The organism is Shewanella baltica (assembly GCF_900456975.1).
Lineage (GTDB): Bacteria > Pseudomonadota > Gammaproteobacteria > Enterobacterales > Shewanellaceae > Shewanella > Shewanella baltica.
Map to the genome: position 1 here is coordinate 2,829,427 of NZ_UGYM01000002.1, position 13,235 is coordinate 2,842,661.

Sequence of the window (13,235 nt, forward strand, 5' to 3'; positions counted from 1 at the left end):
TCAGTTTGCGCACATTATCCTAATGTTAAACACGCAAGAGTCACAATAAATAACATATACAAAACAGCAGGTTATTTATTGGACTCTGAGAGAACGAGCGACTAAGGCAAAACTATCGTCATTTCGCTCCCATGTGAGGTTTTATTGATGTCGATGCGAGTATTTATCTGCTCTTTCATCTCAGAAACGTGCGAGATCACCCCTATCATGCGGCCCGAAGACTGCAGAACCATCAAGGTTCGAATCGCCAATTCCAATGAATCTTGGTCTAAACTGCCAAAGCCTTCATCGATAAATAAGGTGTCGAGTTTGATCCCCCCAGCATAAGCTTGCACCACATCGGATAGCCCTAACGCCATGGACAAGGCCGCCATAAAACTTTCGCCGCCGCTTAAGGTTGCTACAGGGCGCACTTTTGAGGTGTAGGCATCTTCCACTTCTAACTCGAGCCCAGACGCCTTGTTGCCCTTTGCTCTATCTTCCTTACGCAGCAAGCGATAACGTCCCTTACTCATCAGATGCAGCCTATGGCTCGCTTCGAGTAACACATCGTCGAGCAGTACGCTTAATACAAAACGCTGCAAACTGATCTTATTGCCTGTTTTCCCATTCGCCACATCGGCAAGCGTGCCGATAACTGCATATTCATCGTCTAACGCCTTAGCTTTCGTATCTGCAATACTGAGCTGGCTTTGAGTTTGTGTGAGCAATACTGTGCGAGTGTGAAGCAACTGCCATACCTGCTCTGCTGCGTGTAATGCTTGCTGCGCCGACTCAAGCTCGGCAGCGAGCTTAATGCTATCGGGTGGCACTTTATCTTTGAGCTTCATCGCTAACTGCTCGCACTGCGCCTTGGTCAAAGCACTGCGCTGCTGGTAAGCCTCAATCTCGCTGGCTAATGCATGCAGTTGCTCTTCATCCAGCATGGCCGCAAATAAGGCCTGTTGGTCGGTAAATCCCGCTGCGACTAATTGCTGATTGAGTTGCTGCTGGGCACGCGTTTGCTGGACTAATGCCGCCTCAGCGGTATTTTCGGCACCATTAAGCGCCGCTTTAGCTGCAACAAAGGTTTGCCCTGTTTGTTGCTGAAGCGCCCTCACGTCAGCAATCTGCTGTTTAATCTGGCTTATCTGTTGCTGGTTTTGCGTGATTGCTGCGGTTAATGCCTCAAGCGTTGCAAGCGCAGGTGGGACACTTTGTTGCATGTGCGCTAACTGCCCCTGCAATAAATCCACTTTAGATTGCAGCGCACTATCGTGTGTTTGTCCTTGCTCCAGCTTTTGTTGCAGATGCGTTTCCTGCGCGTGCAACAATACAATTTCTTGCTGTAACTGCTGCAAATCTTGATGAGCTTGCTCAGCTTGCGTGAGTGAGAAAGCATATTGCGACAAGGTATGCGCATGTTCATCTTGAGAAATATCAACCGCTGTGCCCAATTGGGCCACGAGATCTTGTGATTGCTGTTGCAAGATTTTGAACTGTGCATCTAATCCGCGATATTCCGCTCTGGCTTTGCTCAGGACTTCTTGGGCCATCGTTTCAGCGTCTTGGGCCAATTGCAGCACTTCATCACTTGGGAGTGGCTCTTGGCTCTGTGCTGGCTGCGGATGGATTTGGCTGCCACAGACGGGACAAGGTTCATCTTGCTGTAATTGCCGCGCTAAAATGGCTGCCTGTCCTTGGTGCCAAGTCATTAATAGGGCTTTATGCGCAACCTGTGCTTGCTGATGCTCGGCATTGAGTTGTTGCCCTTGCGCTTTCGCATTGGCAAGTTTTGCCTGTGTCGACGATACCCTTGCCGCCACTTGTTGCCATTGCTGATAAGTTGACAATAACTGCTGTTGCTGCTGGTGCGCCTGTTGCAATGAGAGGCGAGTGTCGCTGTTGGCCTGCAATGGTGGCAAAGCCGATTCCAGTTCACGGCGTTTTTGGGTTGCGGCGGTTAACTCATTTTTACTGATCTGAAGCTGTGCTTTAGCTTTAACTAACTGTGCTTGCTCTTGCTCGAGGGTTTTATTGAGTCTATCCAGCTCCCTAAGCTGCGGCCCTAGCGCATTCAGTTGCTGTTTGGCTTGTTCCTGTTCCAGTAGCGACGCTTCCAATACGGGCAAGTCTTGCGCTTTGAGCTCGGCATCATCAAAGGCTTGCTTGGCTTGAGTCAGTGCCGTTTGCGCATTGCTAAAGGCGAGATTGGCGGCTTTTGCTTCTTGTTCACGGGCTAAAAACACCTCAACCATAGGCGCTAAACGCTGCGCTTGTTTAGCTAAGTTCAGTTTATGGGTTTGCGCAACGATACTTTCTTGCTGCGCCTCGAGCGCTGCAGCGGTTTGAGTTAAAACATCAAACTGCGCAAATTCAGCCAGTAGATGCTGGGCGGCATCGCTGGCTTTAATGATTAATTGTTGCTGCTGTAATGCCTGTTCCTTGGCACTTTGAGCGAGCGCAAGTTCAGGCGTGAGCTTGGCTAATTCATTGCTTAGCTCGTCATCGGATGCTAGGCCCGCACTTTGTAAAATACCATCGCGGCGGCTGCGTTGATCTTTCACTAAGGCGCTAATATCGGCAGCCTTATTTTTTAAGGTATCTTCAATCCGGCGATAAATATGCGTTTGAAATAACTGACTAAATATCAGCTCACGCGCTTTAGAGTCCGCCATTAATAATTCGCGAAACTTACCCTGAGGTAATACCATCACTTGGCGAAACTGCTCCACATCGAGCCCAGTCAAAGCTTCAATCTCAGCGGTGGCCTCGGACACTTTACTGGCAACTAATAAGCTTTCATTGCCATCGGCGCCAATTTTATAGAGCTGCGCTTCGGGCTTTTGCACTGTCGAGCCGTCACCGCTTTTTTTAACTCTGTCTTGCTCTGGCACCCGGCGAATACGGTAGCTGTTACTGCCGAGCTGAAAACTGAAAGTGACTTCTGTTAGTAAACTATCGTCGGCCATATCACAGCGCATTTGGCTACCTTCACGCTCATTACCTGTGGTTTTGCCATAGAGCGCAAAACAAATGCCATCGAGCAAGGTCGTCTTACCCGCGCCTGTGGGCCCGTTGATGAGAAATAACGGATTGGTTCCAAGGGCTGTAAAATCAAGTGCCTGAGTCGATGCAAAGGGACCAAAGGCTGACATTGAAAGGCTAAGGGGTCTCATGCTTGACGCTCCTCATTGTGCAGCTTAGTCAGGAGGTCATCCATCACGACTTGCTGTGCCTGCGTCAATGACTCGCCAGACACCTGGGAGAAAAAGTCACAAAACATGTCCATCTCGCCTTTTTTGATATGATCCCGGCTCAAAGCAACTTGCTGCTGCCCCGCCATCAAGCCTGTCCGCTCTAAATGCAGCACATTAGGGTAGACGGCCCTAAGTTTACCCATAGCGTCTAAAATGGCATGTTTATCGAGGAGCCTGACCATAAGGTAATCCTCACGGTTTGTATCCGTTTTACCTTGGGCGAGTAAGATGTCTAACTCCCCTTCTAAGATGCGAACATCACGCAGCGAGGTTAACGGCAATAAACGGATATCTATTGGCGTTTGCGTGCCTAGTTCAACTAAGGTCACCGACTTGTGTTGATGTTGTTCGCTAAAGGAATACTTCAAAATCGAGCCTGAGTAACGCACATGCTCGGCGCCTTTGTATTGCGGTCCGTGCAAATGCCCAAGGGCGACATAATCAAACTCAGTGAAGAGCTTTGGCGATATTTTATCGGCGCCACCAATACTGAGCGGCCGCTCTGATTCTGATTCGCTGCCGCCATCCAAAAAGCAATGGCTTATCACCACTTTGGGTAAGCCTTGGCTATCGTGCTGGCGCACTTTTTCCAGCAATACATCCATAGCCATTTCGTGGCTCGACGCCTCACACTCAAACACTTGCCGCACTGTGGCAGGTTCAGCGTAAGGCAAGGGATAAAAAACCACATCACCACTTGTACTCGACAATGTAATAGGCTGAATGTCAGCACTCAAGGGCCCCACAATATATAAGCCACTTGCCGCCATTTGTTTTGCCGCAAACCCTAAGCGCTCGTGGCCATCGTGGTTACCGGCAATCATAATCACTTGCAGACCTAAATCCTGTACTAAGCGGTTGAGCACATCATCTAACAGCGCAACCGCGTTTGCTGGCGGAATCGATCTGTCATAAATATCCCCCGCCACAATCACAGCGTCCACCTTATGCTCATCTGCTAATGCAATAATTTGCTCGAGCACAAAGGCTTGATCATCCAGTAATGACTGATTGTGTAACTGACGACCTATGTGCCAGTCCGAGGTGTGGATAAATTTCATAATCGCTCTTTTAAAGAAGTGGTAGCGCTAAACCCGAGCGCATGTGCCGGCACATCAACGCAAAAATAAGGCAGACGAGATAGACACTGCACGCATGCAAATCGGGTTAAATCGTATTAAATAAAGACATAGCGTTTAAATGCACATAGAAAAATGAGAAGCCTAAAAAGTGCATTAAAATTGACAGGTTATACTATTCAAAAACCTTGAAAGAGTATACCTATTGCAAAGTAGGAAGAGGCGTTGCGATCCTCTTTAGAGGATATTCTAAGCGATATCCACCTCAGCTAAACTTATGAGCCAAGGTGAACGTCACTCAGATAAGATAAAAATAAAATAACTTAAGCTTACGCGCTAAGATTAACTAATCCGCCGTTTAAGGCTGCGCTTATTGATAAGAAACAATCAATTAGAATAAGTGATATTGCGTTGCGAGGAGTTTAAAGCTCATGGCAAGGGACATAGTCACGACCAGTGGCTTGATAATTTTCGTGCCTTTAGTCACAACCAGACGAGAGCCCAAAGTTGCGCCAATCGCTTGTCCTGCGAGCATGACCACCCCCAATAACCAAATCACTTTGCCGCCCAAGGCGAAGAAAATCAGCGAAGCTATGTTGGTTGAGAAATTAAGTAGTTTCGCGTGAGCCGTAGCCTTAGCCAAACCAAAACCTGCTAACGATACAAACGCCAGCGCAAAAAAGCTGCCAGTGCCAGGACCAAAAAAACCATCGTACAATCCCACACCTAACGCGGCAGTGAACGCAAACGCGGTAGGTGTCAGTACTTGATGCTTATCGTCTTCAGAAATCTTTTTCGAAAATAAGAAGTAACAACCAATTGCCAAAATCAAAAATGGCAACATCAATTCCAGCACTTTGGTATCGACGAGTTGAACGAGAATAGTGCCCAATGCAGCGCCGATGAACGCACAGATCAAGGCTAACTTTACGGATTTAAGATCCACGAGTCCTTTACGGACAAAGTACAAGCTCGCAAAAAAACTGCCGCCACAGGCCTGCAGCTTATTTGTGCCCAAGGCAACCGCAGGCGGCAAGCCTGCCCACATGAGTGCAGGAATCGTCAACAAGCCACCGCCACCGGCGATAGCGTCGATAAAACCTGCCACCATAGCGACGGCAAAAAGTATCGCAGCGATTTGTAGCGTCAGTTCAAATTCCATAATGATTTATTATTCTTCTGATAAAAAAAGGGAGTGATTGCTAGGCATTAGACTGCGTTTGCCAAATAAACGCAAAGGAGTTATTGTCGTCATTGCGTGAGTTAAACTCACACAAATCTGTAATCCTGTTCTAATTACCCAACTGTAGGACATCAAATGTTGACCGAACTGCCACCACTTAATTCCCTCCGTGCTTTTGAAGCGGCTGCACGCTTGCAGAGCATGACATTAGCCAGCAAGGAGTTACATGTCACCCATGGTGCAGTCAGCAAACAAATCAGAGTATTAGAGGATTATTTGGGTTTTGCGCTTTTTGTGCGCTTACATAAAAAAGTCAGTTTAACCGATGAAGCCAAGCGCTATTTGCCCCATGTCCAAGCCGCGCTGCAAACCCTGTCAAGTGCAACGAGTGACCTACGCCGCCAGCCCTCTAAGCCACAAACCTTAGCCATCAATGTGCTGCCAAGCTTAACCATTAATTGGCTCATTCCGAGAATGGAGCAGTTTAAGTCCCGCCATCCGCACCTTTATGTCGATTTGTCGATTGGTGACTTTGCCGTGGACTTTAGCCAAGGCCGTTATGATATTGCGATTCGCAGCTGCACAGCTATTCCTAAGGGCGCGAATTATATCAAACTGATGGATGAGGATTTGTGTTTGGTTTGCGCGCCTTCGTTAGCGCCAAAACTGCAAAATATCGAAGATATCAATCACGTCACCTTACTGAAACACACTACAAGACCCGAACTGTGGGAATATTGGGCAGAAAAAGTGGGCTTAACACTCACTCAAGCACAAACCTTTGGCGTTGAGCATTTCTACATGCTCAGCCAAGCCGCCGCCAGTGGCATGGGGGCAGCGCTTATTCCGCGATTTTTTATCGAAGAGCAATTGGCAAACGGCAGCTTGGTCATCCCCTTCGACGCCCCTTTCATCAGCCCCTATCGCTATTACCTGCTCACACCCAAATCCCCTAGCTTGCCGTTAAAAGCCCAAGCCTTTATCGACTGGTTATTAGAAGTGTTTGCCCCTTATCGCCACTAAACAACATTTGGAATGTCACAGTTTCAGCAAAGTGCGATAACGCTATATGTGCTAAATAAAGCTATTGAGTGCTGCAAACAGGCCAGAAAAACGGCAATAAAAAACCACCAAGAAGGTGGTTTTTTAGACTCAAAGGTCAAAGCAAATCAGCATCAGTGATTGCAATGAGCACCGTGAACATGCTCATGGTCATCATCTTCCATAAACTCGTCATCACCGTCTTGGTGTTGCATTACGCCCCAACCGTCGGTCATACCACCGAATTCGGCGGCAAAATCATTCAACATGACTTCTTGCTCAACCAAAGTATCGTAATCAGGTACCATATTGAGGCAAACAATGATTTCCCACTTGCCTAGCTCATCATTAAGATTCAGCTCAAGCTCGCCTTGCAAGTCAGAATTTGTGAGTTCTTCTAACGCCGTTTCAGCATCACGTTGGTCATCAAAAACCAAAAAGAAATCAACATCTAACTCTTTAGTTAAATCGATTCCTGCTTCAGCCATTGCGGCCAGCATTTTACCATTGTCATCATCTGGAAATTGCATATCTTGCTCCACTGTTTCAGGCTTATTCTGCCGCAATGATTTGAACTGATTCACCATTAAAGCTGACGATATCGCCCGCAATAATTTTTTTACGCTTACGAGTTTCAACTTCACCATTCACTGTGACTTGACCTTCCTCGATAAAATGCTTGGCTTCGCCGCCGGCATTGCTCATGCCCTGCACTTTTAATACTTTGTACAATTCAATGAAATCTTCGCCAGAATGCAAAGCCAATTGATTAATTTGCGCCACTTAATACACGCCTTCTAAAAATAAACCTGCGGCATTATACCAGCACCGCACAAAATCCGCTGAAGATAATTTGGCTAGAGACGTCTTTCATCGGCGAGTAAACCGAAGACCGATTCATCGAGCCAGTTTTCACCCATTTTGAATTGCTGCCTGAGTAAACCTTCAAGCCTGAAGCCACACTTTTCAAGAACCCGCGCCGATGCATGATTATCTTTGGCGCAATGACCAACAAATTTATGCACATTAAAACTTAAGCAGGCCCAATCAATAACCGCCGTTAAGCTCTCAGTCGCATAACCTTTGCCGTGGCCCTCTGCGGCCAGCAAGTAACCCACTTCGGCACGCTGCTCATCAAGGCTTTGGCAATAAAGACCTGTTAACCCGACAAATTGCCCTGTATCGACGGTCTCAATCACTAAGGTGAGCCAATCGCCAGAACCGTAAAACCAAGTATCGGAGCGCTGCTGAAACTTACTGCGGATCACCTCTTGCGACTCAGGAACTCGCACATAGCGATTAATCTCAGGATCGCTGTGCAACGCATAAAAATGTTCCCAATCGCTGTCTTGTAAGCTCCTGAGTTTCAATCTATCGGTATAGAGTTCCAGCATAGTGACTCCGTGATGAGCAGATAAAACAAAAACGGCAGCAAACGCTGCCGTATCAAATAAGCTGTAAAACTTATGCGCGGCTGGTCACTTCAAGCAAATGAAAACCAAACTGCGTTTTGACAGGACCTTGAACTTCGTTTAATGGCGCGCTGAAGACGACTTCATCAAACTCTCTCACCATCATACCAGGACCGAATGAACCCAATTCGCCGCCTTGGGCACCTGATGGGCAAGAAGAGTGCGCGCGAGCAATTTGAGCGAAATCAGCGCCTTCCAATATTTGCTGTTTCAGCGCTTGGCATTGTTCTTCGCTGCTGACTAACAAATGTCTTGCTGTTGCCTGGACCATAGTAAAACTCCTGTGAGGATCATGAGACATTTGCCCCAAATATCATTGAATTCCCATTAAAACATCCGTTTTAACAGGTTTTGAATCAACAGTATAAAAACTTTCTGTTGAATAAAAAAGTCTTAAAATGCCGTCATTCACATCAAAGTCAAATAACGGCATATTACGGGCTAAGCCTGTTTAGACGCTATCCAACGATCGATTTTGTTCTCCATGACCGCCATAGGTAATGAACCTGATGTGAGGATTTGATCGTGGAACGCTTTTAAATCAAATTTATCACCCAAGGCTTTTTCAGCGCGGGCGCGCAGTGCCAGGATCTTCAGCTGACCGACTTTGTAAGACAAAGCTTGACCAGGGATCGCCATATAGCGCTCCACTTCAGCAACTATGTCACTTTCAGCCATCGGCGAGTTGTCTTTCATGTACTGAATCGCTTGTTCACGACTCCAGCCTTTTGAATGAAGACCAGTATCCACCACTAAGCGCATCGCACGCAGCATTTCATCGGAAAGCTTGCCAAAATACTGATAAGGATCCGTAAACAAGCCCATCTCAATACCTAAGTACTCAGCATAAAGTGCCCAACCTTCCTCGAAAGCCGTATAACCACTGAAACGCTGGAACTCAGGCACACCGGTTAGCTCTTGCTTGATCGCAATTTGAAAATGATGCCCAGGAGCAGCCTCGTGTAAAGATAAGGTCGTCATTCCCCACTTTGGTTGCGCCTTGAGGTTATAAGTGTTGATATAGAACACGCCTGGACGACTACCATCCACAGCTGGCGATTCGTAAGAAGCACCCGCCGCAGATTGTTCTCTGAAACTTTCAACCGGCTTAACCACGTAATCAGCTTTTGGCATCACATTAAAGTAGTTAGGCAGCACTTGATTGATTTTATCTTTCAACACCATATAACCATCAATCAAACCTTGACGATCATTGTAGAAATACTGAGGTTCGGAAGATAAAGAAGCGAAAAATGCTTTCAAATCGCCCTTAAAACCGACTTGCTCACGTACCTTATCCATCTCAGATAAAATTCGCGCCACTTCACTTAAGCCAATTTGATGAATTTCATCCACAGACATAGTGGTGGTCGTATGTGAGTTAGCCAGATGCTGATACCAAGCTTTGCCGTTAGGTAAACCAGACCAACCATCAGTCGCCCGCGATTTAGGTAAATAGGTTTGCTTAAAGTAATCACGCAAGTCCGTCAACGCTGGCACGATACGTTCGGCTATCATGGCTTGATAACGAGCTGTCAATTCCGCTTTATCTTGCTCAGAAAAACTCTCAGGGAAATGCTGAATGGGCGAGTAGAAAATGCTCTGAGTCGCATCAGTCGTTAGCATAGCGTCTAACTGGGGAATAATGCGCTCTACCAACACCCGAGGTAACACCACTTTACTTTCAATGCCTTGATTCATCCGATTTTCAGCAAGTGCTACCCACTTGATGAAACCATCGACTCTCTGTTCCCAATTACGATAATCTTGAACAGTATTAAAAGGTTGTGCACTCTCGCCACTTCCCAACTGCACCATGGTAATAACAGTACTATAGAACTGGCTTATCGGCATAAAGCGAGATGGGAAAGTTTCGTCCACTAACGCCATATCACGGTCATAGACAAACAGGTCATAACTTAACTGTAAATCAGCGGGCAGTTGCTTTGGATCTATCGCGCGCACCTGAGCTAAATAGTGAGTATTAAGATCGTGGCGAGCCTTGAGGTAATCTTCGGTTAGATCCCCGCCAAAATCGGCGTTATAGTCATTAACGCCGACAAAGGTGGCGTAGATGGGCTCAAGCTTTAGGTAATCTTTAAAATAAGCATCCACAAGCGCTAAATAACGCTGCTCGGCCGTTTGTGTTTCGCCCTGATCTGCAACTGCATTAGCTTGGCTGTTTTCTTGAACTGCAGTGGCTTCAGGCTTAGAACAACCTTGAAGGGTGAAGATTAACGCTATCGATCCTGCCAATAAACCCAATTTCATTTTAATATTTCTCCTTTTTGGCCCGCTATTGCAGAACTGTTTCTATACTTAGTTCAAGGTCTGCTATCGGAGTTAATCTATGATCTACTCGTTCCGCAACTCAGGTTTCAGGGATCCAGAAACTGGAGTCTATAACCAAACCTATTTCATGGAAGTATTCAACCGAGAATGGCATCGTCACATGAGAGAACACCAAAGCTTGGCACTATTGTATCTGTGCCCTCACATTCATGAAACCGTCAAACAACCCCATTTACTCGAATTCTTTACCAAACAAGTGCAGGAAGCACTATTAAGAGCAACAGATATGATTGCGAGGCTTGATCATAATCACTTTGCGCTGGGTTTATTCAACATAGATGAGGTGGGAACTGAGGTAGTCTTAAAGCGAATAGAGCACCAAATATCTGACTTTAACCAAGATTTTGGTAAAAATCATAAGCTGACAATCGATTATAAACTTGCTGCCTGCATTTGCTTACCGACGCAAGAAAACAAAATCGAGTCACTCTTCAGTAATGTCAGCCAACTTTCACAAGATCTTGAAAAAAGCCATGATCAATCGCAAGCCTTAATCCGCTTACAGTAAGCTTGTGTTGTAAATTAGTACCAAAGAAAAAGCCCCTTTCGGGGCTTTCAAATTCAAACGCTAAACTGCCAAGCGATTACAGTGTGATGTTATGCATACGTGCTTTCTCTTTGATATAAGAGATATAGCTATTTGCACTCTTCTCAGTCTTCTTATCATTAGCAGCTAATACTGCACGGTTATAAGCTGACTTGTACTGTTTCAAACTTAAATGAGCTAAAGCTAATTCGAAGTTTGCTTCGCCAGGATGATCAATGCCCATGGATATGGCTTTTTCAAGCACAGGGATCGCAGCAGTGTATTGTTCATCCAAGTTGAGTAAGCGACCTTGTTTCAGGTAAGTCTTACCATCCTTGCTTATAGCGGCAGCTTTACCATAATAATCAGCTGCTTGCTTAAACTCTTTAGCATTTTGATAGAAACCAGCCAAAATCTCTAAGGACTTAGCATCCTCAGCAATCAAGCCTGATTTCATATGTTTCTGATACACTTTAGCAGCTTGATATGGAGCACCTTTCTGTGCCATCAACTGTGCTAAACGGGTAATGTTACCCGCGCTATCCAAGAAACCATTTCTATAGGCTAAATCGTAAGTAGCAAGAGACTTGTCATAGTCTTCAACCATCAAATAAAACTGTGCTAATTGAACCCACAGTCTGCCGTCTTCAGGGAATAATGGCACCATGACTTCTAACACACCAACAGCTTTCTTATACTTCTTCTGGTTGAAGTAAGCTGTCAGTTTCATCTGATACAGACCTTTATCAGGAGCTTCAGCTAATGAAAGACCTTTATCGGCCACTTCAATCACTTTATCCCACTGTTTTAGCTCTGAATATGCAATACCAATACGACGGTATATTTGAGAGTCAGATTTACAAGTGAATTCCATCCACTTGTAGTAGTAAGGAATCGCTTCCTTAAACTTCTTCTCTTGTAACAGCAAATCCGCATAAAGACGCATAGTTGCAGCATGATCTGTGCCACCTAAAATATCAGCTTCAACAGCTTGTTTTAGGTACTTGATCGCAGTATCCATTTTGCCTTTTTCGGCATAAAAGTTACCTAACATGCGTGCAACATAAGCCTTATCGAAGTCGTTCTTAGCATTAGCTTCGAGCAAAATAGCAATGGCTTCATCTAACTGGCCATTAGTATAAGCTTCGAACGACTTTTGAACTTTCTTCGCTGCGCCTTCGCCTACCGCTTTAGATTGACGTTTGTCTATAGGACACTTTTCTTCCGCTACCGCAGAAGAAAGTGTTAATGTCCCGCCACAAACAGAAAGCAATAATAGAGCTGCGATTTTATTAACATTACGCATCGTTATTTGCCTCCCTTATCTAAGGTAAAGTCCAGCTGAACTGTCTGAACAGGTTGCTTCAGTGGCTTGCCATCAACAATCTTTGGCTTGTACTTCCACTTCTTCAGTGCGCGAATCGCTTCTTTATCAAATAAACGCTTTGGCTCTGCTTGAATAACTTCAACGTCATCGATACCACCGAGTTCGTTGATGGTGAAACGAAGTTGTACCCAACCTTCTTTACCATCACGCGCCGCAGCAATTGGATACTGAGGTTCGATACGAACGATAGGCGTAGCATCACCATCGCGAGTCATCATATTGCCTAATTTGAAACCAGTACTTGCACCGCCAGCTTCTACACCGCCCATATTGAACGACATTGATGTATCAATATTACTTGATGAATCAGGTGGCGTTGTATCAGGCTTCTGTGGTTGCTCTGGTGGTGGTGGTGGCTTAGGCACTACCCTTGGCTTATTCTGTGCTTTTGAATCCTGTCTATCCATAGTGATTTCAATTACAGGGGTCTCAGCCGATGTTTCGCCGCGCTGTGCGCCGCCACCGACCAAGAACGCCATAAAAGCGAACAGACCAAAAGTCACAGCAGCACCAATAATGATCGATACTAGTGCTCTTAGCATATTAATCGTTCCCCGCAGATACCGAAATTTTATCTATACCAGCCGCTTTCACTTGGTCTAGAACTTTAACAACTAAGCCGTGCATTGCGTCTTTATCAGCCTGAATCAATACAGCAGCTTCAGGAGCTTCAGCCAGCATACGTTCAACGTTTGCAGTTACACGTTCGATATCAACCTGACGGTTTTCCATCATGATCACGCCCGTTTTGCTGACGCCGATAAAGATGTTCGCCGAAGGCTTTGAAGTCGCTTGTGAAGCTTTTGGTTTGTTATAGTCCAAACCAGATGGTTTCACGAATGACGTTGTTACAATGAAGAAGATTAGCATGATGAACACGATGTCGAGCATCGGTGTCATATCAATTTGCGCTTCCTCATCTATACTGGAATGCTTTTTACGTGCCATGTTCAATC

13 protein-coding genes are annotated in these 13,235 nt (G+C 45.8%); 2 read left to right on the forward strand and 11 right to left on the reverse strand.

Annotated elements, in window-relative coordinates:
* Positions 1-101: 101 nt before the first annotated feature.
* The 3 genes from DYH48_RS12940 to DYH48_RS12950 form a co-directional block, all read right to left on the reverse strand.
* A complete protein-coding gene (locus DYH48_RS12940) occupies positions 102-3,158 on the reverse strand; it encodes an SbcC/MukB-like Walker B domain-containing protein (RefSeq protein WP_115335005.1) in 3,057 nt (1,018 codons plus the stop codon).
* Positions 3,155-4,300, reverse strand: coding sequence for an exonuclease SbcCD subunit D (locus tag DYH48_RS12945; protein ID WP_115335006.1), 1,146 nt, complete (start codon positions 4,298-4,300; stop codon positions 3,155-3,157). The genes DYH48_RS12940 and DYH48_RS12945 overlap by 4 nt, the downstream gene beginning before the upstream one ends.
* 409 nt (positions 4,301-4,709) lie before the next feature.
* Positions 4,710-5,480, reverse strand: a complete 771-nt coding sequence (locus tag DYH48_RS12950; RefSeq protein ID WP_115335007.1) for a TSUP family transporter — start codon at positions 5,478-5,480, stop codon at positions 4,710-4,712.
* A 156-nt stretch (positions 5,481-5,636) separates the two neighbouring features.
* Between DYH48_RS12950 and DYH48_RS12955 the strand changes: the two genes are divergently transcribed.
* On the forward strand, positions 5,637-6,524 hold the full coding sequence (locus DYH48_RS12955) for a LysR family transcriptional regulator (protein ID WP_115335008.1): 888 nt from the start codon (positions 5,637-5,639) through the stop codon (positions 6,522-6,524).
* Positions 6,525-6,676: 152 nt separating this feature from the next.
* Here the strand turns inward: DYH48_RS12955 and DYH48_RS12960 are convergent, their stop codons facing one another.
* From DYH48_RS12960 to DYH48_RS12980, 5 genes are all read right to left on the reverse strand, one after another.
* Positions 6,677-7,072, reverse strand: coding sequence for a ribonuclease E inhibitor RraB (locus DYH48_RS12960; RefSeq protein ID WP_011846490.1), 396 nt, complete (start codon positions 7,070-7,072; stop codon positions 6,677-6,679).
* A gap of 22 nt (positions 7,073-7,094) precedes the next feature.
* Positions 7,095-7,325: an RNA-binding S4 domain-containing protein gene (locus DYH48_RS12965; protein WP_006081165.1), complete on the reverse strand. Its 231-nt coding sequence runs from the start codon at positions 7,323-7,325 to the stop codon at positions 7,095-7,097.
* Positions 7,326-7,399: 74 nt separating this feature from the next.
* Entirely contained in the window at positions 7,400-7,936 is a 537-nt protein-coding gene (locus tag DYH48_RS12970) for a GNAT family N-acetyltransferase (protein WP_115335009.1), read from the reverse strand.
* A 70-nt stretch (positions 7,937-8,006) separates the two neighbouring features.
* Entirely contained in the window at positions 8,007-8,285 is a 279-nt protein-coding gene (locus DYH48_RS12975; protein ID WP_006081163.1) for a peptidylprolyl isomerase, read from the reverse strand.
* A 170-nt stretch (positions 8,286-8,455) separates the two neighbouring features.
* Positions 8,456-10,285 carry a DUF885 domain-containing protein gene (locus DYH48_RS12980; protein ID WP_115335010.1) on the reverse strand — a complete coding sequence of 610 codons (1,830 nt, stop codon included), beginning with the start codon at positions 10,283-10,285 and terminating at the stop codon, positions 8,456-8,458.
* 79 nt (positions 10,286-10,364) lie between these two features.
* Here DYH48_RS12980 and DYH48_RS12985 point away from each other — a divergent pair, with 79 nt between their 5' ends.
* Positions 10,365-10,874, forward strand: coding sequence for a diguanylate cyclase domain-containing protein (locus DYH48_RS12985; RefSeq protein ID WP_115335011.1), 510 nt, complete (start codon positions 10,365-10,367; stop codon positions 10,872-10,874).
* 76 nt (positions 10,875-10,950) lie between these two features.
* Here the strand turns inward: DYH48_RS12985 and DYH48_RS12990 are convergent, their stop codons facing one another.
* From DYH48_RS12990 to DYH48_RS13000, 3 genes are read right to left on the reverse strand one after another with little or no spacing between them, the layout of a single operon-like run.
* Positions 10,951-12,198 carry a tetratricopeptide repeat protein gene (locus DYH48_RS12990; RefSeq protein ID WP_115335012.1) on the reverse strand — a complete coding sequence of 416 codons (1,248 nt, stop codon included), beginning with the start codon at positions 12,196-12,198 and terminating at the stop codon, positions 10,951-10,953.
* 2 nt (positions 12,199-12,200) lie between these two features.
* Complete coding sequence (locus DYH48_RS12995) at positions 12,201-12,821, reverse strand: energy transducer TonB (protein ID WP_115335013.1); 621 nt, start codon at positions 12,819-12,821, stop codon at positions 12,201-12,203.
* A gap of 1 nt (position 12,822) precedes the next feature.
* On the reverse strand, positions 12,823-13,227 hold the full coding sequence (locus tag DYH48_RS13000; protein ID WP_006081158.1) for an ExbD/TolR family protein: 405 nt from the start codon (positions 13,225-13,227) through the stop codon (positions 12,823-12,825).
* Between the last annotated feature and the right edge of the window lie 8 nt (positions 13,228-13,235).